This window comes from Lentihominibacter hominis (assembly GCF_014385065.1).
GTDB classification, from domain to species: domain Bacteria; phylum Bacillota; class Clostridia; order Peptostreptococcales; family Anaerovoracaceae; genus Lentihominibacter; species Lentihominibacter hominis.
In genome coordinates this window covers 345,495-366,578 of the sequence record NZ_JACRTA010000003.1, presented here as the reverse complement: position 1 = coordinate 366,578, position 21,084 = coordinate 345,495, and the positions used below count along the sequence as shown (strand labels likewise).

The window sequence follows — 21,084 nt, the reverse complement described above, 5'->3', positions numbered from 1 at the left end:
CACAAGCGATGTTGCGTCAATGACATGTATGAAAGCGATTGAAGCGGGCTGTAATGTAATAGATTAAATTTTAATTAAGTTTTTCCTTTACAATACCTCCTGAATGTAGTACCATATATAAATGTAAGCCGCTCGAAATGGGTTCATAAATCCGGCTTCAGAGTTGATAACAATCTTTGGATAAAACAAGCCGGTACCTTGGTTAGGCGAGACTGGATAGAGGAGGTAAAGATTTAAATGTATGCGATTATTGAAACAGGCGGAAAGCAGTACAGAGTTCAGAACGGCGATCAGATTGCTGTTGAGAAGCTTAACGTAGCAGATGGAGAAAAGGTAGTATTTGACAAGGTTTTAGTTGTAGGTGAAGGTGCCGATACTAAAGTGGGAGCTCCTTATGTTGAAGGTTCTGTTGTTGAAGGAAAAGCTGTTGAGACAGGCAAAGGTAAGAAAGTAATTATCTTCAAGTACAAAGCAAAGAAAGACTACAGAAAGAAGCAGGGACACAGACAGCCTTATACTTTGGTAGAGATCACTTCCATTGACGGCGACGGCACAGTAGCTGTTAAAGAAGAATCTGCCGGGGAAGAAGCAAAGGCTGCTAAAAAGCCATCCTTAAAATCTATGAGAAAAGCAGAACTTATAGAATTTGCGAAGGAAAATAACATCGAAATTGATGAAAAAGCTACAAATGCAGTAATGATTGAAACTATCGAAGCTGCATTAAAGTAATTGTTGTTTGTAAAAAGAAACTGTAATTTTAATTGATATAGCGAGGAGGTGTCTGGTCGATGGCAAGTAAAAAAGGTGTAGGTAGTTCAAAGAACGGTCGTGACAGTGAGTCGAAACGTTTAGGCGTAAAGACAGGAGACGGTCAGTTTGTAAGTGCCGGAAGCATTTTAGTTAGGCAGAGAGGAACTAAGTTCCATCCTGGTAACAATGTGGGAATCGGCGGAGATGATACTTTATTTGCAAAGATTGACGGAGCTGTTAAGTTTGAGAGATACGACAAGACGAGAAAGCAAGTAAGCGTATATCCGAAAGAAGCGTAAGCGAAATGTTTTTTGAGCCCCTATTTTATAGGGGCTTTACTTTTTGGTATATTTGATTTAAGGAGGACTCATGTTTGTAGATCGAGCCAAAATTTTTATTAAATCAGGAAAAGGGGGAGATGGTGCAGTTTCTTTCAGGAGAGAACCATTTGTGCCGGAAGGTGGTCCTGATGGCGGAGACGGCGGAAAGGGCGGAGATGTTATTTTTCAGGCTGACGAAAATCTGAGAACTCTTATGGATTTTCGATATAAAAGGAAATATGAAGCTGAAAACGGCCAGAACGGGATGAAGAAAAAACGATATGGCAAAAATGGACAGGATTTAGTAATAAAAGTTCCTGTAGGAACTGTTGTAATAGATGAGGAATCAGGCCTTATAATGCAGGATCTTACTGAAAACGGCCAGTCATTCGTTGCTGCAAAAGGAGGTAAAGGCGGAAAAGGTAATGTGAAGTACACCACGTCAACACGTCAGGCTCCTAATTTTGCAGAAGCAGGGGGATTTGCAAAGGAAAGAAACGTTATTCTTGAAATGAAGCTTATTGCTGATGTGGGGCTTGTAGGTTTTCCTAATGTAGGAAAATCAACACTTTTGTCCATGTCTACCAGTGCTAAGCCTAAGATAGCTAATTACCATTTTACTACTATAGCTCCTAATTTAGGAGTTGTTAAGATTTTTGATACCAGTTTTGTCATGGCTGATATAGCAGGCATTATAGAAGGGGCTCATGAGGGTGCAGGTTTGGGACATAAGTTCTTGAAACATATAGAGAGAACTAAGGTGCTTATTCATGTTGTAGACGTTTCCGGAAGTGAGGGAAGAGACCCTATAGAGGATTTTGATAAAATAAACAGGGAATTAGAGCAGTACAGCCCTGCGCTTATAAAAAAACCTCAGATAGTAGCGGCTAATAAAATAGATATTATAAGCGAGGATGATCCTAAATTTTTGGATTTTAAAAAATATGTAGAATCGAAAGGATATAAAGTATTTCCTATGTCAGCGCCTATAAATATAGGTGTTAAAGAGGTTTTGGCTGAGGCGGCAGAGTGTTTACAGAAATTACTTTTAGAGCCTCAGGAGGAGAACGAATATCAGTTGTTTGATTTTGAGGCTGAGGATAATGATCCTGATTACAGAACGGTTACCGTTGAATTTAACGGAAGAGATTATGTTCTCAGAGGAAAACAGCTTAATAAAATATTTAATTCTACTAATTTTACCGATGCAGGATCCATGAGGTATCTATATAAGTATATAGAAAAGAGTGGAGCTATAGACAAAATGAAGGAAATGGGTATTGAAGACGGTGATATTATAAAAATACAGGATTTTGAATTTGAATATTTTGATGAGGATTATATTTGATAACATTGGAAAATAAAAAAATTCTTTTGAAGGCGTAAAAGTATCAAAACGCCTTCTTTTTTTTATACTGTCGCAATATAGATTATAAGAGGAGGTAAGTCGATGATAAACAAAATGTTAAAACAATCTACTGCTATGGCTCTTATCGTATTGGCTCTGCTGATATCTAAAAACTCGCACATCGGTATACTGGAGAATGGAGCTGCTGCAGTCTTGAATTATATGGAGGTAAATTATACAGCCAGTGATGTAAAGACTATGGCAAAAAAAAGTAAAGATATGGCTGTTTCGGTAACTTCAAAAGTAAATGAATCAGTAGGAGTAATAGCAGGTAAGCCTTCATATGGTCAGGCTATAGATGAGGAATTTACAGGAAAGCAGACTTCCGTATATGCTGTTGGCGGAGGGGAAGTGACTGCTGTGGGAGAAAATGAAGAAATTGGTAAGTATATAAAGATAACTCATGGAGATTCAGGGGAAAGTTTATATGGCAATCTTAAATCTGTAAATGTAACAGTGCCGGGGCGTGTTAAAAAAGGAGATATCATAGGAGTGTATGAAAAATCAGAAGATAAGGAATTTTATTATTCGTTTAGGGAATTTGAATGATATGTGGTATACTTAAAAAGTTAGGAGGGCATTTTAGATGAAACATCCAACAAGGGAAGAATGTGAACGACTTTTAAGTGAATATAAAACTCCAGAGCATGTAAGAGGTCATTGCAGGGCAGTAGCTCGTACAGCTCTTACAATATCAAAAGCTTTAAATGAAAAGGGCTATAATCTTGATATCGGGTTAATACAGGCTGCAGGATTGCTTCATGATATAGCCAGAGTAGAGGACAGGCATTGGGAAGTAGGCGCTGATTTAATGGTGAAGCTGGGTTATGAGCAAGAGAGCCGGATAATAAGGGTGCATATGAATTATTCACCTTTTTCCCATATAAACGAGGTGACGGAAACTGATATGGTATGTCTGGGAGATCGTCTGGTTAAAGAGGACAAGTATGTGGGACTTGATGCCAGAATAGAGTATATCATAAATAAAGCGGCGAAGAACGGACATCCTGAAGCCAAAACTGTGATATTGGAAAAGAAAAAAGATACAAAACGGTTTATGGATGAAATAGAAGAAGTAATAGGAGTTTCTATTGATCGCCTTATGGCAGATAGTGAGGAAGAATAAGCGTGGGAGAAATAATTATATGAATATAGACAAAGAACTGCAGAAGCTTCTGAACCGTGTTGAAAAGCCTGCGAGGTATATAGGAGGAGAGGTAAACTCTGTAAGTAAGGCTCCTGATAGTGTATCTATAAGGTTTGGTTTTGCATTTCCCGATACTTATGAAATAGGGATGTCATATATGGGAATGCAGATATTATATAACATTCTGAATAAGAACGCAGATATTTACTGTGAAAGAATATTTGCTCCGGCAGAAGATATGGAAAATCTTATGAGGAAAAGTGGAAGAAAGCTTTTTACACTGGAAACGTTTACTCCTGTAAAAGATTTGGATATGTTGGGTTTTACGCTTCAGTATGAGCTTTCATATACTAATATATTAAATATTTTGGAGCTTAGCGGGATACCTGCAAGGCGTACTGAACGGGGCGAAGAGTATCCCATAATAATAGCGGGAGGGCCATGTGCGTATAACCCTGAGCCGCTGGCATATTTTATAGATGCATTTTTGATAGGTGATGGAGAGGAACTTCTTGAGCAAGTCTGTATCATGAAAAAAGACTGTTCTTCAAAAGAGGAATTTCTTAAAAAAATCTGTAAATTGGATGGCGTATATGTCCCGGCTTTTTATGAGCCGGAATATAATGAAGATGGGACTATAAAAAGAGTATCGAAATTGTATGATGATGCTCCTGACAGAGTAAAACGAGCACTTATACAAGATTTGGACAAAGCGGAATTTCCTGTAGAAAATATAGTACCGTTTATAGAGACTGTCCATGATCGCTCTGTGGTTGAAACTTTTAGAGGCTGTACAAGAGGATGCAGATTTTGCCAGGCTGGTATGATATATAGGCCAGTGAGAGAGAGAAAGAAAGATACTATAAAAAATCTTGCAGAAAAACAGCTGGCCAATACAGGCCACGACGAGCTGTCACTTTTGTCTCTTTCCACAAGTGATTATTCAAGATTTGAGGAGCTGGCCATAGAGCTTATGGAAATGTGTGCCGGACAGAATGTGTCTCTGTCTCTTCCGTCTCTCAGGCTGGATTCATTTTCTTTTAAAGTATTGCAGGAAATACAAGAGTACAGGAAATCCGGACTGACTTTTGCGCCTGAAGCGGGGAGCCAGCGTCTCAGAGATGTCATAAACAAAAATATTACTGAGGATAATATTTTCGGTGCTGTTGAAAAAGCTATAGAATTAGGATGGGGACATATAAAGCTGTATTTTATGGCAGGGCTTCCGGGCGAAACATATGAGGATCTTGATGGCATAAGAGAGATTGCTGAGAAAATAATGGAAATAAATTTTAGAATAAAAGGGAAAAAAGGAGGCAGGTTCAGAGTTACTATCAGTGTTTCTAACTTTGTGCCAAAACCTCATACTCCTTTTCAGTGGGCTGCTCAGGATACTCCTGATATGTTCATAGATAAACATAATTTTCTTACTAAAAGACTTCGCATAAAAGGAGTCACATTTAATTATCATGAAACCGGTACGAGCAATCTTGAAGCTGTATTTGCAAGGGGGGACAGAAGAGTGGGCGCAGTGTTGGAAGCTGCTCATAGGCTCGGATGTAAGTTTGACGGATGGACAGAACATTTTAAGCCTGAACTTTGGGACAAGGCTTTTGAGGAGACAGGTATAGACCCGGCATTTTACAGTTATCGTGAGAGAAATTATGATGAAATACTTCCGTGGGATATAATAGATTCTTTTATAACAAAAGAATTTCTGATAAGAGAAAATGAAAAGGCTAAAAATGCTCAGGTAACTCCTGATTGTAGACTGGGATGTGTCGGTTGCGGTATTAATCGAGTTGCCGAATGTTTTAAGGATGCTGAATTCAAGGAGGTGTCTGATGTTTAAATATGTCCTTACCTTTTCGAAGACAGGGATAATTTGTTATACATCTCATTTGGATATTATGAGGATGTTTAATAGAGTTATAAAAAGAGCAGGAATACGATTGTCTTATTCACAAGGGTTTAATCCACATCCTAAAATGGGATTTGCTCAGCCTTTATCCTTAGGTTACAGTGGGCTTAATGAATTGATGGAGCTTGAGACTGAAGAAGAATATGAACCTGAAGATATTAAGGACAAGCTGACCGAGCTGATGCCCAAAGGAATTGATATATTGAAGTGTGAAAAAAAGAACGGAGCAAGTAAAAAAACACTTGCTGCACAGACTGTTGCAGCTGCATATAAGATATATATACCTATTTCCGATACTATAGGCATTTCAGGGGAGGAAATAAAGAATTCTTATATGAACCAGAATCATATAACAGCACTAAAACGTCAGAAAAAGAAAAAAGAGCCTGTGGAAATAGATATAAAACCGATGATAAGAGAGCTTGAGATAATTAATCAAGACCACGAACTTATAGTGGAAGCTGTTTTAGACTCTGGCAGCATTTCAAATCTGAGTCCGGAGCTTTTGATAAAGACATTACAGAAACACTTGAGTCTTGATATTGACAGAGGTGAGATAGAAATAACACGGGAAAAAATTTATTTCCAATAATTAACATATTGTATTGACAATTACTTCCATAAAATGTAATATTATGTAAAGAAAGGAGGTTTTTGTCATGAGGAAATTGATGGAGTATATCAAAAATAACCGAAAACTTATTGAGTTTATCGAAGATAACAAAGATATGCTGATAAAGGTCGCGGCAGTTGCAGCTGTAGTTGTCGTTGCCTTTTTTGTTTTTGCATCTAAGGCGGATAAGGAGGATCAGATAGTGGTAAAGGACAGCGTAACTGCGGCTGAGGCTGATGATTCTGCCGGTGAAATTATCTTTGTGGATATAGGAGGTGAGGTGAATACTCCTATGGTTGCTGAGCTTAAAGCGGGGAGCAGAGTGGGTGATGTTATAGAAGCTGCGGGAGGGCTGACGGAAAAAGCGGATATAAGTGAGATAAATCGAGCGGCTTTTGTTGAAGACGGAGAAAAGATTTTTGTTCCTGCATTGATATCTACAGAAGAAAATGGCATTTCCGAGAGCAGAGAAACACCTGTATATTCGGATGGGAAGATAAACATTAATACAGCTGATTCCCAGGAACTTCAGGAGCTGAATGGAGTCGGGCCGGCTACTGCGGAAAAGATAATAGATTACAGAGAAGAAAACGGCCGATTTGCTTCTATAGATGATCTGAAAGATGTATCGGGGATAGGAGATAAGAGTTTTGAAAAAATAAAAGATAAGATCAAAGTGTGATTATGTTGTTATGAAAAAGGGGATATTGTAATGGTAGTTATTGCTGAATTAGCTGCGGGAATAGACAGTGTGATAAGCAGAGCTGTATTGACTTTTGTTTCGGTGCTGATATTTGTTGCGGTGATGTCTTTAATATTTGCACTGAAAAGAGATGAATAAAAACAGCACGGGGCAACCGTGCTGTTTTTTTACTGAATATTGAGCTACATTTCTTCAAAATATTTTTTTATGCATTCAAAGGTTTCTTGACTGATGTGATGTTCAACTTTGCATGCGTCTTCTCTTGCTGTGTTTTCGCTTACTCCTATTTTTATGAACAGTTTGCTCAGTAGTTGGTGACGTTCATATATACAGTCTGCGATTTCTTTACCGGATTCAGTAAGAAATATATGATTATCTTTATCTCTTGTAATGAATCCATTAGTCTCTAACTGCTTGAGAGCTATGCTCACACTTGGTTTTGAGAACCCCAGGTAATTGACAATATCAATAGCTCTTACGGTTCCTTTTTCGTTTTTTATAATAAGTATAGATTCGAGATAATTTTCTGCGGATTCTAATATTTTCACTTTTTCCTCCTATTTTATAGCGGTTTCAAGAGCGAGTTTCATCATATCGGTAAAGGATGTTTCTCTTTCTTTCGCTGTTGCTTTTTCACCTGTAACAAAATGATCGCTTATGGTCATTATAGCCAGAGCATTTACATTATTGTAAGCTGCATTCATATATAATGCAGCAGCTTCCATTTCAACTGCCATAATGCCCATTGAGGCCCATTTTTTCCACCAGTTTTCTTTTAATTCATAAAATACGTCACAGGATACGATATTACCGGCTTTGAAAGGAATTTTCAGATTTTCTGATGATTGGCTGAGTTTGGATAAAAGTTCAAAACTGGCGCACGGTGAATATGATCCCGGTACATCAAAAGCGTGAATATAATTTGAATCAGTAGATGCAGCCATACCTACAACTATGTCTTTTATTTTCACATTTTCATGAAAAGAGCCGGCAGTTCCTATTCTGATGAGATTCTCGACACGATATTCAGTTATAAGCTCCCATGAATATATTCCCATAGACGGCATTCCCATACCTGTCCCCTGTACTGAAACCGGAACGCCTTTATACGTTCCGGTATAGCCTAACATCCCTCGAATTTCATTATAGCATTTTGGATTATTAAGGAAATTCTCTGCTATGAATTTTGCTCTGAGAGGATCACCCGGCAGAAGTATTGACGGAGCAATATCGTTTTTACTTGCAGCGTTTATATGTGTGCTCATATGGATGTTCTCCTTTAATTATCGGTTTTGTTTATTAAAATTAGTATACCATATTTATCGATTTTATAAAACAAATATATTAGAAGACATTTCTTTGCTGACTTTTATTATGATGTCAGATCCCATAGGAAGGGTAATCTGAGGATAGACGTGTCCAGCTCTCAAATTGAGAATGGAGGGCTTTTTATAGGGTAATATGATTTCGTTGATTATAGTTTCGAGAGTCAATGAATCAGAGGACTCATTACAGTCTTTGAATGTTCCGAGTATTATGCCGTTACAGTTTTTAAATTTACCGGCAAGAGCCAGGGATGTAAGGGCCCTGTCCAGTCTGTACATCGGCTCGCAGACGTCTTCAATAAAGAGTATTTTGTTTTCTGTGTCTATTTCATAAGGAGTTCCCAAAGTTGCGGCCAAAACTGTAAGGTTGCCGCCTGTAAGAGGGCCGGTGGCTGTGCCCGGATAAATAGTTTTAAGTACTTCGCCTTTAGGATTATTTAGTTGTCTTGGTATATTTTGATGGAAAATACATTTCTTTAAAGATGATAACGTAAATCTGTCAAGCCTTGTGTAATCTTCAGCCGCCATAGGACCGTGAAAAGTTATAAATCCACACCGCTGGTTCAAGGCTGTGTGAAGAACTGTTATATCACTGTAGCCGACAAAAATCTTAGGATGTTTTTTTATAGTATCAAAATCTATCATGGGAAGAATCCTCATGGCGCCGTAACCGCCTCTCATGGAAAAAACCCCTTTAATTTCCTTCGAAGCAAAAGCCTCGTTAAAATCCTCTGCTCGCTGAACATCACTGCCCGAAAGATACCCGTGTCTCATTTTACAGCTGTCCATTATTACAGGTTTAAGATCGAGTAATTTTATGGAATCTGTTATCTTTTGAAGATCAGCGTCATTGACAGGAGAGGAAGGAGCGATTACAGCTACTTTATCTCCGGGACTTAAGGGCTCAGGGCTGAAAGTTCTCTGCATATATCTACCTCACTTTTCATATTGATAGTGTTTATAATAAAGGATATATGGAAGAGCTGGGAATATGAGCTGCTTTTTTGGCTTTAGGAGGAATATAAAAAAAGATGGGAGACACATTCCATCTTTTTCTTTAAATTGCTCATTTCTGTGCATTTAACTTATGCACTGGTGGGGACGGGTGAGACTTAGGCGTTAGCCTTATTGAATCTTTTGGTTAATCTTGATACTTTTCTCGAAGCAGCATTTTTATGAATGGTATGCTTAGCAGCAGCCTGCATGAGCTTTTTTTCTGCTAAAGCAAGTTTTTCTTTAGCTGTTTCCATATCTCCGGCTTCAATAGCTGCGTCAAATGCTTTTAAAACTGCTTTGAGATGTCCTTTGACACGTCTGTTTCTTGCCGTTTTTTTATCAATAACACGGATTCTTTTCTTTGCGGATTTAATATTTGCCATTTTAAATTACCCCACTTTCTTTATTAAATATAGCTAAAAATTCGCAATTAAAAGTATAAATGAATAAAACACAATTTGCAAGGGAAAAATCATAGAAAATGATAAAAGGAGCCTGCAAAATGAATTATAGGACTGATTTGGCCATAGAGAGAAAAGAAATGCTTGATGAAGACGGCAAAATGCCGAATCTTACAGAAGGTATTATTATGAAGAAGATTGATTATGGAGATGATATAACGGTTACCAGAATAGAAATAACAGATCCCATAGGCGAAGTCAAGATGGAAAAACCTATGGGTAACTATATAACTATAGAAGCAGAAGGAATACTGGAAGAAGCAGATGGCATAAAAGATAAAGTTGAAAAAGTTGTGGCTCAAGAATTGAAAGAATTAATAAAGTTTCATTATTATCTTAATGTCCTAGTAGCAGGCCTTGGAAATCCTATGGTTACTCCTGATGCTCTGGGACCTTCGACAGCTTCCAAGATAAAAGTTACTAATCATTTGTTTGAACTTTTTAGAGCCGATGGAGACGATGAAATGTCGCGAGTAAGCTGTATAATGCCAGGTGTAACCGCAACGACAGGCATGGAGACTGCGGAAATAATAAAAAAAACCTCAGAACTTGTAAAACCTGAAGTTATAATAGTAATTGATTCTCTGGCTGCAAGAAATATTGAACGTGTAAGCACTACTATACAGATAACTGATACGGGAATTTCACCAGGTGCCGGAATGGGAAATAACAGAACCGGAATAAATGAGGAAACTATGGGAATAAAGGTTATAGCTATCGGTGTGCCTACTGTGATAGATGCTACGACCATAATAAGAGATGCACTTATAGAAAATATAGAAAGTATTGAAAAAGTAGAAAAATATATAGAAGAATATGATCGTCAAATGATAGTGACTTCAACAGATATAGATATGCTTATAAAAGATTTTTCCGATATAATAGCAAATGGTATAAATAAAACTCTGCATCCCGGCATATATTCGTAAAAGAAACTTTTGGAGGACAACTATGGAAAAGAAAAGTAAAGTACTTCTTATTGCCGCTGCTCTGATGTTTATATGTTCGACCTTATTCTTTCTTAAAGCCAACCCGGCTTCAGCCCTTTCATCTGCATGGATAGATGAGAAAGGTTTGGGAGAGATATGTATAGGTCAGGTGACTCGTATTACCGAGATCGCCTCTGATAATGAAACAGCTGAAACAGACGAAAACGGGGATAAAGAAAAGTCATCTGATAATAAGGTGAAAGAAGAAGCGGAGAAGAAAGAATCAAAAGAGGAAAACAAAGAGGAAGAAGTTACGGTTACAGGAGATCCTCAGGTTATAATATATCATACTCACAGTACAGAATCATATATGCCTTATGATGAGAGTAACTATCATAGAGAAGAAGAAGAGGGGACAGTAAGAGATGTAGGAAATGTACTTGAAAAAGAACTTAAGAAAAAAGGGATAAACGTTATACATGATAAGACACTTCATGATAGACCTTCATATAACGAATCTTACAATAGATCATTAGAGACTATTCAGACACTGACCAAAAAATATCCTACAGCCAAGTACGTTATAGATCTTCACAGGGATGCAGCGGCAGCCTCTGCGACAGAAGGAAAATACATAGAAATAGACGGAAAACGTGTAGCAAAATTCAGTATGGTGGTAGGAAAGCAAAATGATAACTATACTGAGCTATATGCTTTCGCAAAGAAAATAAGTGAAAAATCCGAGAAGCTTTATAAAGGGTATGGAGGAGCTATTATAGAACAGAATTATAAATATAATGAATTCGTAAGTGACAGGGCTCTTCTTCTTGAAATAGGAAACAACAAGAATACTATAGAAGAAACGAGATTATGCGCCGTCTATTTCGCAGAAGTTTTAGCAGAGATTATAAAAGAGGAACAATAATGTGAGGAGAAACAAATGAAAAAAACAATCATAAAGATGATTATAGTGTCTATAGTGTTTTTCATCGGAACCGTCAGCATAATAAGTCTTGACAATATCTGCCTGGAAACGACAGGACAGGGAGGAAAATTAGTTTTGGATGTTGATAATTAAAGCTTTTTCCAGTAAAATACGAAGTATAGAATTTTAGTTTGAGAGGCAGAAATGAAAGATTATCAAAAATATATCAGAAACTTTAGCATAATAGCTCATATAGATCATGGCAAATCTACATTGGCAGACAGAATAATCGAGAAGACCGGACTGGTTTCAGAGAGAGAAATGAGAGAACAGTTCCTTGATAATATGGAGCTTGAACGAGAACGTGGGATTACTATTAAGCTTCAGACAACACGTCTCATATTCAATTCAAAAGATGGCAATGAATATGTGTTTAATCTTATAGATACTCCGGGACATGTGGATTTTACTTATGAAGTTTCAAGAAGCTTGGCAGCATGTGAAGGCGCGGTTCTTGTAGTTGACGCCACACAGGGTGTAGAAGCTCAGACTCTTGCAAACGTATATCTTGCAATGGATGAGGATCTGGAGATTATGCCGATCCTTAACAAGATAGACTTGCCTTCAGCAAGGCCTGATGAGATAAAACAGGAAATAGAAGATGTTATAGGCGTTGATGCGGAAAACGCTCCCCTTGTTTCGGCCAAAGAAGGAATAGGAATAGAAGAACTTCTTGAAAAGATAGTTACGGATATACCGGCTCCTCAAGGAGATGAACACGGAAAGCTGAAAGCGCTGATATTTGACTCATATTATGACAATTATAAAGGTGTAGTGATATATACAAGGGTCTTTGACGGTACTGTCAAAGAGGGTGATACTATACTTTTGATGAATGCCGGCAAAGAATATGAGGTTACGGAGGTGGGAGTGTATTCTCCGGGACCTGTGGAATGCAAGGCCCTCAAAGCCGGAGAGGTAGGATATATTTGTGCCAGTATAAAGCAGGTAGCAGATGCCAGAGTGGGAGATACTATAACACTGGCTGATGAGCCTACTGAACAGCCGCTTCCGGGATATAAAAAAGTGCAGCCTATGGTTTACTGTGGCATTTATCCTGCGGAAGGAGAAAAGTATGAAAACGTGAAAGACGCTCTTGAAAAGTTGCAGGTAAACGATGCGGCATTTCATTTTGAACCTGAAACATCAACGGCACTGGGATTTGGATTCAGATGCGGATTTCTGGGACTTCTTCATATGGAAATCATAGTGGAAAGGCTTGAGCGTGAATTTGATCTTGGAGTGGTGACAACATCTCCGAGTGTTATATATAAAGTAGTTATGACTGACGGCAGTGTGCAGATGGTGCAGAATCCGTCAAATCTTCCTGATCCCGCGCTGATAGATCATATAGAAGAGCCTATGGTAAAAGCTGACATTATGGTTCCGAAAGAATATGTGGGAAATATAATGGAGATATGTCAAGATCGCAGAGGAAAGCTTCTCCATATGGAGTATATCACTGAAAATAGAGTGAATCTTCACTATGATATGCCTTTGAATGAAGTCATATATGATTTTTTCGATGCGCTTAAGTCAAAGACAAGAGGCTATGGTTCTCTGGATTACGAATTCTCAAGATATGAGCCTTCGAAGGTAGTAAAACTTGATATATTGCTCAACAAAGATCTTGTGGATGCTTTCTCAATGATAGTGCATGAATCGAAAGCTTATTCAAGAGGCAGATTTGTTTGTTCCAAGCTTAAAGAAATCATTCCTATGCATCAGTTTGAGGTTCCGATTCAGGCATCGATAGGTCAGAAGGTCATTGCCAGAGAGACTGTGAGGGCATATAGGAAGGATGTTATAGCCAAGTGCTATGGCGGTGATATTTCAAGAAAGAAAAAGCTGTTGGAAAAGCAAAAGGAAGGAAAAAAGCGAATGCGGCAGTTCGGTACTGTAGAAGTACCGCAAGAAGCGTTTACTGCGGTACTCAAGTATGACGATAACAAATAAACTGGGGTTATATCTTCACATACCGTTTTGTACGAGGAAATGCAGATACTGTGATTTCCTCTCTTTTAGTTGTAATGACAATAAGATTTTTTCGGAATATGCTAATGCACTGATGCAGGAAATCAGGATAAAATCCGAAAACTGGCATTATCGTGAAGTGGACAGTGTGTATATAGGAGGGGGAACACCGTCGCTTCTATCGGAATGGGATATAGGAAAGATTGTAGATTGTCTTAAGGATAATTTTAATATTACAGAAGATGCAGAGATAACCATAGAAGCTAATCCGGCTACATTGAGTGATGAAAAAATGGAACGGTATCTCAGAAAGGGTATTAACAGACTCAGTATAGGGATACAGTCTTTTGACAATAATATGCTTGGCATTTTGGGACGAATACATAATAAAAATGATGCTTTCTACTCTCTTCAGAGAGCAAAGAAAGCAGGGTTTGAAAATATAAATCTTGATATAATGTTTGGTATACCCGGACAGACCATGAAGATGTGGAAAGACACTGTAAGGCAATGCATATTTTTGAGGCCTTCTCATATATCTCTTTACAGTTTGCAGATAGAAGAAGGAACTGAATTTTATAAAATGATATATGAAGATGGACAGTTGGAACCAATCCCGGAGGCAGCAGACCGGGAGATGTATCATGCGGCACTTAAAATGATGAAACATGCAGGATATGAACATTATGAGATATCCAACGGGGCTCTGCCCGGTTACAGGAGCCGGCATAATATAAAATACTGGTCTTATGAGGAATATATCGGAATGGGACTTGGAGCCAGTTCTTTTGTAGATGGCAGCAGGTTTAAAAATTGTGAAAAAATGTATGACTATATCAGTGCAATAAAGGAGAATACCGCACCTATAGATGCTGGCAGTGTCGAGAGCTATACGGAGCGGGAGGAGATGGGAATTTTTGTTTTCACAGGTCTCAGAAAGACTGATGGAATAAATCTCAGTGATTTCAGAAAGATCTTTAAAGAGGATTTTTTTTCTGTTTATGATAATACTATATTGAATAAATATAAAGGAATGCTTATTTTTGACGGAGACAGACTTTATCTTTCGGAAAGAGGCATGGATATTTCAAACAAGATAATGATGGAGTTTATTTGATGAAAAGAAAATACGTAATGGCATTAGATCAGGGAACCAGTAGCGCCAGATGTATATTATACGACAGGAGAGGAAGGCAGATCAGTGTAGCCCAGAAGGAGTTTAGACAGATATATCCCAAAGAAGGCTGGGTAGAACATGATCCCATGGATATATGGTCTACTCAGATCGGGGTGGCTCAGGAAGCTATGCTGAAAATAAATGCTACATATAATGATATTGATTCCATAGGAATAACGAATCAGAGAGAAACCACTGTTGTTTGGAATAGGCATACGGGTGAACCGGTATATAACGCTATAGTGTGGCAGTGCAGAAGGACTGCGGATTTCTGCGGCGAGCTTAAGGAAAAGGGGTTGGAGTCTCTTTTCCGGGAGAAGACAGGGCTTTTGATAGATCCCTATTTTTCGGCTACAAAGCTTAAATGGATATTGGAGAATGTAGAAGGAGCATATGAAAGCGCTGCAGCAGGAGATCTTCTTTTTGGCACTATAGAAACATGGCTGATATGGAAACTCACAGATGGAAAGGTGCATATTACTGATTATTCCAATGCATCAAGGACCATGATGTTCAATATTAGAAACCTTCAATGGGACAGTGAGATATTGGATATCTTGGATATACCAAAATGTATGCTTCCCAAGCCGTGCCCCTCAAGTATGATCTTTGGCGAGAGTCATTCAAGAATATTCGGAGGACCGATAGTTATCTCAGGTGCGGCAGGAGATCAGCAGGCAGCTTTATTTGGACAAACATGCTTTTCTGAAGGTGAAGCTAAAAACACTTACGGGACAGGTGGTTTTATGTTGGTTAATACAGGTCAGAAGCTTGTGGAGTCAAAACATGGACTGCTTACCACAATAGCGTGGGGATTAGGAGAAGACGTGTATTATGCTCTTGAGGGTTCTGTCTTCGTTTCAGGAGCAACGATACAATGGCTTCGGGATGAGTTACGACTTCTTGATGATGCGGCGCAGTCAGAGAAAATGGCAAGAGCTGTTCCTGATACAGCCGGAGCTTATATAGTCCCCGCATTCGCAGGACTTGGAGCGCCTTATTGGGATCCTTATGCCAGAGGAGCCATTATGGGTCTTACGCGGGGAGTAAATAAAAATCATATAGTGAGAGCTGCTCTTGAATCTATGGCATATCAGACTTATGATTTGATGAATTCAATGGCAGAGGATATAGGAGATGCTATAAGAACATTTAAAGTTGACGGTGGTGCATGTGCAAATGACTTTCTTCTTGAATTTCAGTCAGATATAATTGGTATGTCCTTATGCAGACCGAAATGTATAGAAACCACATCTCTTGGAGCAGCGTATCTTGCAGGTCTTGCTACAGGTTATTGGGAGAATACTGATGATATTATCTCCAATTGGCAGATAGACCGTGCATTTGAACCTGGTATGGATGAAGAAAGGAGAAAAGAGCTCATAGAAGGATGGCACAAAGCTGTAAAGCGTACATTGGAATGGGCGGAATAATAGTTTTATGAATTTACAGGATTTTTTTGACTCTACAGGAGGTCAGGCGACAGTAGTAGTGGTAATTCTGCTTCTGTTTGCAGCTATAATGTATTCTGGAAAAGGAAAAGCCACAGATATGAAGGCACTTGCAGTTTCTGCAGTATTTGTAGCTCTTTCTATTATACTCAATCAAATTGTTATTTTCAGAATGCCACAGGGCGGAAGTATAACGGCGTTTTCCATGGTGCCGATAGTGTTGTGCGCTTATTTTTTCGGTGTCAGAAGAGGGCTCCTGGCTGGAATGTGTGTAGGACTAATATCACTTATATTCAATCCCTATGTAATACATCCTGTACAGTTACTTCTTGATTATCCGTTGGCATTTGGTTCTCTTGCATTCGGAGGTATTTTTACACAAAAGAAAAATGGCCTTGTTAAAGGCTACATTTTTGGTGTTTTCTGCAGATATATCTGCGCGGTGCTTTCAGGAGTGATTTTCTTTGGAGAATATGCACCGGAAGGGTTTAATGCCATAACGTGGTCTGTTTGGTATAATTTTACATATTTGGCGGTGGAGGGGGTAGTATCTGTAATACTGCTGAGCATTCCTCAGGTAAAAAATGTGTTTCAGAGACTCAAGGCTACATTTTAGATATAACGATAAGCAGTATACCGTCTTTTATAGAAATGACAGTATTTTTTTGCTTAAATTCATTGCTTACACCAAGAGGAAAGTTTCTTGTAAGAGTATGATTCTGAAGCGGGTATTTTGCTCCGCTTATTGATACACCTACAGATTCTTCCGAAAGAGAGAAAACAGAAAGGTAACTATTTTTTTCTCTGGGAATTACAAAGTTGCTGAGTTTTTTTGAGTCCAGTATGAAACATTTATTCATCCCATCAAGCATAATAAGCTTTTCAAAAAAATCATTGTAGTGATAAATCAGTTGCAGATTTGCAACAGTATGATCTAAGCGGCCGCCAATTCCTCCAAAAATTTCCAATTCTGAAAACCCTGATTCAACAGCTGTTCTCATTGCCAGATCAAGATCTGTATAATCTTTTTCAGGCTGAAAGCTTTTAATTTCAATGTTTTCAGGCAATTCACATTTTATTGAATCAAAATCACCAAGAAGAATATCCGGTGAAATATTCTGTGATGATGCGATATCATATCCTCCGTCGGTACATATTACGTAATCTTCCGGGTGAAGATATTCTTTTATATTTATTTCATTTTCTATATATGAAGTGATAATAACAGCTCTGCTCATTTTCAAAAATTACCTCCTGTTTTTATGATTATTGATAATTATAACCTCTTGAAAAACCTTAAAGCAAGATATATAATAACGTTGTACAGAAAATAATGAGGTGAAGCTATGGAAGAGCAAATCAAGAAAGTATTAAAAGATAAGGTTGATCCTGTACTTGCTGCCCATTACGGAGGGGCTGTTCTCACCAAATATGAAGATGGTGTGGCAGTGGTGAGACTTACCGGGTCATGTGCTTCCTGCCCATCGGCTCAGTCAACGATTGAGGATGTGGTCAAGAGCATATTGATGGAGAATATAGATGGGATCAAAGATGTGGTCTTGGATACTTCTGTAAGCGAAGATCTTCTCGATATGGCAAGAAAGATATTGAGAAAGGAAAACAATTAGTTATTTCTGTTACATTAAAACTTGTTTATAATTTCTTATTTCGCAATCAAGCGTTATAAGAAATAAATATAATAAAGGAGTGATTTTAATATGTTAATGACAGGAGCACAGTATATTGAAAGCTTGAGAAAAATGAAGACGAGAGTCTACATGTTTGGAGAAGAGGTTAAAGATTGGGTAGATCATCCTATTATTAGACCTTCAATCAACTGCGTAGCAATTACTTATGATCTTGCTCATGATCCTGAGTATGCTGACCTCATGACTGCGAAGTCAAATCTTACTGGTGAAACAGTAAACAGATTTTCACACCTTCACCAGAGTACTGAAGACTTAAAGAAAAAAGTAAAAATGCAGAGACTTTGCGGACAGAAGACAGCTTCATGCTTCCAGAGATGCGTAGGTATGGATGCTTTTAATGCTGTATTCTCCACGACATATGAAACTGATAAGAAGTATGGTACTAACTATCATGAAAACTTCAAGAACTTTCTTAAGATGGTTCAGGAGAAAGACTATGTAGTTGACGGTGCCATGACTGACCCTAAGGGTGACAGAGGACTCGCTCCAAGCGCTCAGAGAGATCCTGATCTGTTTATGCATATCGTTGAAAGAAGAGAAGACGGTATCGTAGTAAGAGGAGCTAAGGCTCACCAGACAGGTACTATTAACTCACACTGGCATATAGTTATGCCTACACAGGCAATGAAAGAAGCTGACAAGGATTACGCAGTATCGTTCGCATGTCCTTCAGATGCTGAAGGTATGTACATGATCTACGGAAGACAGTCATGCGATACAAGAAAATTAGAGGAAGGTGCTGATGTTGATCTTGGTAATAAGCAGTTTGGCGGTCAGGAAGCATTAGTAGTATTTGATAATGTATTTATTCCTAATGAATACATATTCTTAGCAGGAGAATATGACTTTGCAGGAATGATGGTAGAAAGATTCGCAGGATATCACAGACAGTCATATGGCGGATGTAAAGTAGGTGTTGGTGACGTTCTTATCGGCGCTGCTGCTTTAGCTGCTGAATATAACGGTGCCCAGAAAGCTTCTCATATTAAAGATAAGCTCATTGAGATGATTCATCTGAATGAAACACTGTACTGCTGCGGAATTGCATGTTCATCCGAAGGTCATCCTACACTGGCAGGAAACTATGAAATCGACTTGCTTCTCGCTAACGTTTGTAAGCAGAATGTAACGAGATTCCCTTACGATATTACAAGATTAGCTGAAGATATCGCAGGCGGACTTATGGTTACAATGCCGTCGGAAAAAGACTTCAAGTCTGATTTAAAGGTAGGCAGAAACGGTGAAACTATTGGAGATATCTGCAATAAGTACTTTGCGGCTGCACCTTCATGCACTACAGAGGAAAGAATGAGAATATTGAGATTTATTGAAAATATCTGTTTAGGCTCATCCGCTGTAGGATACAGAACAGAATCACTGCATGGAGCAGGTTCACCTCAGGCTCAGAGAATTATGATCTCAAGACAGGGAAACCTCGAAGGAAAGAAAGAATTAGCTAAGGCTATCGTAGGAATTAAATAGTTAAGTCTCGCATTTAACAGTTAATAAGTACTAAAAAATTTGAGGCCGCTTTGTAGCCCAGAGCGGTCTCTTTTTAAAATTTATTAAGACTTTAAGGCCATAGATATGAGGACAAATATGAAATGCGGAGTTAGATTTTGCGGGGGATGCAACCCCCGATTTGATCGAGGCAAAGCATTAAGAGAAATAGAACGTGATGTGAATAATATGGATTTTACTCATGCTGTTGAAGGTGAAACATATGATAGACTGTTGGTGATCGGAGGATGTGCCAACTGTTGCGCTTCATATGATCATTTTGACGTAAAGGGTAAGATATATAAGCTTTGGGATTACAGTCAAATAGACGATTTAAAAAAAGAGCTTAACAAAGATTAAGCGCGAAAATGGAGGAGTGATAACGTATGGATTGGAAAAAAACTTATGAAAGCAAAAAAATGAGTGCCGATGAAGCCGTGAAGCTGATAAAGTCAGGCGATACTGTAGTTCTGGCGCATGCTGTTGCAGAACCTGTTGCTCTTGTTGATGCTATGGTTGCCAATAAGAACTTATACAAGGATATAACGGTATCTCACATGGTAACGCTGGGAAAAGGTGAATATGCCAAAAAAGAAAACAGCGATACGTTCAGATATGAAGGATGGTTTACATCTCCTTCTGTAAGAGGCTCCATTTCAGAAGGACATGGTGATTTCGTACCTGTATTCTTCCATGAGATTCCAAGCCTTATCAGAAATGATAGATTACACGTTGACGTAGCTATGGTTACGGTAACTCCGCCAGATGAACATGGATACTGTAATGTAGGTGTATCATCAGACTATACTATGCAGGCTGTGAAATCGGCAAGAGTAGTTCTTGTTGAAGTAAACGATCAAGTTCCTACAGTATTCGGCAATACTTACATACATGTAAATGAAATAGATGCTTTTGTTGAATATAACAGGCCGCTTCCTGAGAGCAAACCTGCAGTTATTGGTCCTGTAGAAGAGGCAATAGGTAAAAATTGTGCTTCATTGATAAACGATGGAGATACACTGCAGCTTGGTATTGGAGCTATACCTGATGCAGTGCTGGCTCAATTGGGAGAAAAGAAGCATCTCGGTATTCATTCTGAAATGATCGCTGACGGTGTTGTGGACCTCTTCGAAAAAGGAGCGATTGATTGCAGCCAGAAGGGAATAGACGAAGGAAAGATGGTAGTAACATTTCTTATGGGTACAAAGAAGCTGTATGACTGGTGTGATAAAAACCCTATGGTAGAACTAAGGGAAGTAGATTATGTAAATCACCCTATGACAGTATGCAACCTAAAGAATCTTGTTTGCATTAATGCATGTGTGCAGATAGATTTCATGGGTCAGATCGTATCGGAATGTATCGGAACTAAGCAGATTTCAGGTGTAGGCGGCCAGGTTGATTTTATCCGAGGAGCTTCAATGGCTAAAGATGGAAATGCGAGGGCTATCATCGCAATGCCTTCGGTAACTGTCAAGAAAGATGGTTCAATGATATCAAAGGTAGTTCCTTTTATCGATCATGGCGCAGCGGTAACAACTTCGAGATGTGACGCAGATTATGTTGTAACTGAATATGGTATTGCTAAATTAAAGGGAGCTAACTTGAAAGACAGAGCGAGACAGCTCATCAACATAGCTCATCCTGATTTCAGAGAAGAACTGAAAGTTCAGTTCAAAGAGAGATTCAATGCAGAATTTTAATTCATAAAAAAT

General features: G+C 38.5%; 24 protein-coding genes and 1 pseudogene. 20 read left to right on the top strand and 5 right to left on the bottom strand.

Annotation, left to right across the window (positions count from 1 at the left end):
* Positions 1-237 precede the first annotated feature (237 nt).
* From rplU to H8692_RS10895, 9 genes and pseudogenes are all read left to right on the top strand, one after another.
* Positions 238-543, top strand: a pseudogene (gene rplU, locus H8692_RS11055) (50S ribosomal protein L21); the annotation flags it as partial.
* 245 nt (positions 544-788) lie between these two features.
* On the top strand, positions 789-1,049 hold the full coding sequence (gene rpmA, locus H8692_RS09800; RefSeq protein ID WP_177269058.1) for a 50S ribosomal protein L27: 261 nt from the start codon (positions 789-791) through the stop codon (positions 1,047-1,049).
* Between the two features lie 70 nt (positions 1,050-1,119).
* Positions 1,120-2,418 carry a GTPase ObgE gene (gene obgE, locus H8692_RS09795; RefSeq protein WP_177269056.1) on the top strand — a complete coding sequence of 433 codons (1,299 nt, stop codon included), beginning with the start codon at positions 1,120-1,122 and terminating at the stop codon, positions 2,416-2,418.
* A gap of 102 nt (positions 2,419-2,520) precedes the next feature.
* Positions 2,521-3,027 carry a M23 family metallopeptidase gene (locus H8692_RS09790; RefSeq protein ID WP_187525603.1) on the top strand — a complete coding sequence of 169 codons (507 nt, stop codon included), beginning with the start codon at positions 2,521-2,523 and terminating at the stop codon, positions 3,025-3,027.
* A gap of 37 nt (positions 3,028-3,064) precedes the next feature.
* A complete protein-coding gene (locus H8692_RS09785) occupies positions 3,065-3,604 on the top strand; it encodes an HD domain-containing protein (protein WP_177269052.1) in 540 nt (179 codons plus the stop codon).
* Positions 3,605-3,623: 19 nt separating this feature from the next.
* Positions 3,624-5,477 carry a TIGR03960 family B12-binding radical SAM protein gene (locus tag H8692_RS09780; protein WP_187525602.1) on the top strand — a complete coding sequence of 618 codons (1,854 nt, stop codon included), beginning with the start codon at positions 3,624-3,626 and terminating at the stop codon, positions 5,475-5,477.
* The gene (locus tag H8692_RS09775) at positions 5,470-6,138 is read left to right on the top strand and encodes a TIGR03936 family radical SAM-associated protein (RefSeq protein ID WP_187525601.1); all 669 of its coding nucleotides are present in this window, start codon (positions 5,470-5,472) and stop codon (positions 6,136-6,138) included. The genes H8692_RS09780 and H8692_RS09775 overlap by 8 nt, the downstream gene beginning before the upstream one ends.
* A 67-nt stretch (positions 6,139-6,205) precedes the next feature.
* Positions 6,206-6,841 (top strand): helix-hairpin-helix domain-containing protein, encoded by a 636-nt coding sequence (locus tag H8692_RS09770; RefSeq protein ID WP_187525600.1) that lies wholly within the window; start codon positions 6,206-6,208, stop codon positions 6,839-6,841.
* 30 nt (positions 6,842-6,871) lie between these two features.
* Complete coding sequence (locus H8692_RS10895; RefSeq protein ID WP_283242306.1) at positions 6,872-7,000, top strand: hypothetical protein; 129 nt, start codon at positions 6,872-6,874, stop codon at positions 6,998-7,000.
* Between the two features lie 44 nt (positions 7,001-7,044).
* On the opposite strand, the gene H8692_RS09765 is transcribed toward H8692_RS10895, so the two are convergent.
* The 4 genes from H8692_RS09765 to rpsT all read right to left on the bottom strand — a co-directional run bounded on the left by H8692_RS09765 (position 7,045) and on the right by rpsT (position 9,566).
* Positions 7,045-7,410 (bottom strand): iron dependent repressor, metal binding and dimerization domain protein, encoded by a 366-nt coding sequence (locus H8692_RS09765; protein WP_177269044.1) that lies wholly within the window; start codon positions 7,408-7,410, stop codon positions 7,045-7,047.
* Between the two features lie 9 nt (positions 7,411-7,419).
* A complete protein-coding gene (gene deoD / locus H8692_RS09760; RefSeq protein ID WP_177269042.1) occupies positions 7,420-8,127 on the bottom strand; it encodes a purine-nucleoside phosphorylase in 708 nt (235 codons plus the stop codon).
* A 63-nt stretch (positions 8,128-8,190) separates the two neighbouring features.
* Positions 8,191-9,114, bottom strand: a complete 924-nt coding sequence (locus H8692_RS09755; RefSeq protein WP_177269040.1) for a S66 peptidase family protein — start codon at positions 9,112-9,114, stop codon at positions 8,191-8,193.
* Between the two features lie 185 nt (positions 9,115-9,299).
* On the bottom strand, positions 9,300-9,566 hold the full coding sequence (gene rpsT / locus H8692_RS09750) for a 30S ribosomal protein S20 (RefSeq protein WP_177269038.1): 267 nt from the start codon (positions 9,564-9,566) through the stop codon (positions 9,300-9,302).
* Between the two features lie 119 nt (positions 9,567-9,685).
* On the opposite strand from rpsT, the gene gpr reads away from it, so the two are divergent.
* The 7 genes from gpr to thiT are packed head-to-tail and all read left to right on the top strand — an operon-like array spanning position 9,686 to position 16,776.
* Positions 9,686-10,573, top strand: coding sequence for a GPR endopeptidase (gpr, locus tag H8692_RS09745; protein WP_187525599.1), 888 nt, complete (start codon positions 9,686-9,688; stop codon positions 10,571-10,573).
* Between the two features lie 22 nt (positions 10,574-10,595).
* Positions 10,596-11,498, top strand: a complete 903-nt coding sequence (gene spoIIP, locus H8692_RS09740; protein ID WP_187525598.1) for a stage II sporulation protein P — start codon at positions 10,596-10,598, stop codon at positions 11,496-11,498.
* Positions 11,499-11,513: 15 nt separating this feature from the next.
* On the top strand, positions 11,514-11,651 hold the full coding sequence (locus H8692_RS09735; protein WP_177269032.1) for a hypothetical protein: 138 nt from the start codon (positions 11,514-11,516) through the stop codon (positions 11,649-11,651).
* 51 nt (positions 11,652-11,702) lie between these two features.
* Complete coding sequence (gene lepA, locus H8692_RS09730; RefSeq protein ID WP_177269030.1) at positions 11,703-13,514, top strand: translation elongation factor 4; 1,812 nt, start codon at positions 11,703-11,705, stop codon at positions 13,512-13,514.
* A complete protein-coding gene (hemW, locus tag H8692_RS09725) occupies positions 13,498-14,649 on the top strand; it encodes a radical SAM family heme chaperone HemW (RefSeq protein WP_187525597.1) in 1,152 nt (383 codons plus the stop codon). Before lepA ends, hemW begins: the two co-directional genes overlap by 17 nt.
* Positions 14,649-16,142 (top strand): glycerol kinase GlpK, encoded by a 1,494-nt coding sequence (glpK, locus tag H8692_RS09720; protein ID WP_177269026.1) that lies wholly within the window; start codon positions 14,649-14,651, stop codon positions 16,140-16,142. The genes hemW and glpK overlap by 1 nt, the downstream gene beginning before the upstream one ends.
* A 7-nt stretch (positions 16,143-16,149) precedes the next feature.
* A complete protein-coding gene (thiT, locus tag H8692_RS09715) occupies positions 16,150-16,776 on the top strand; it encodes an energy-coupled thiamine transporter ThiT (protein WP_187525596.1) in 627 nt (208 codons plus the stop codon).
* Here the strand turns inward: thiT and H8692_RS09710 are convergent.
* On the bottom strand, positions 16,766-17,398 hold the full coding sequence (locus H8692_RS09710) for a thiamine diphosphokinase (RefSeq protein ID WP_243206982.1): 633 nt from the start codon (positions 17,396-17,398) through the stop codon (positions 16,766-16,768). The two genes, thiT and H8692_RS09710, sit on opposite strands and share 11 nt — an antisense overlap.
* A 108-nt stretch (positions 17,399-17,506) precedes the next feature.
* Between H8692_RS09710 and H8692_RS09705 the strand changes: the two genes are divergently transcribed.
* The 4 genes from H8692_RS09705 (at position 17,507) to H8692_RS09690 (ending at position 21,072) form a co-directional block, all read left to right on the top strand.
* Positions 17,507-17,788, top strand: coding sequence for a NifU family protein (locus H8692_RS09705; RefSeq protein WP_177269020.1), 282 nt, complete (start codon positions 17,507-17,509; stop codon positions 17,786-17,788).
* A 90-nt stretch (positions 17,789-17,878) separates the two neighbouring features.
* On the top strand, positions 17,879-19,351 hold the full coding sequence (locus tag H8692_RS09700) for a 4-hydroxyphenylacetate 3-hydroxylase family protein (protein WP_177269018.1): 1,473 nt from the start codon (positions 17,879-17,881) through the stop codon (positions 19,349-19,351).
* A 117-nt stretch (positions 19,352-19,468) separates the two neighbouring features.
* Positions 19,469-19,729 (top strand): hypothetical protein, encoded by a 261-nt coding sequence (locus H8692_RS09695; protein WP_177269016.1) that lies wholly within the window; start codon positions 19,469-19,471, stop codon positions 19,727-19,729.
* A gap of 26 nt (positions 19,730-19,755) precedes the next feature.
* The gene (locus H8692_RS09690; RefSeq protein ID WP_177269014.1) at positions 19,756-21,072 is read left to right on the top strand and encodes an acetyl-CoA hydrolase/transferase family protein; all 1,317 of its coding nucleotides are present in this window, start codon (positions 19,756-19,758) and stop codon (positions 21,070-21,072) included.
* Positions 21,073-21,084 lie beyond the last annotated feature (12 nt).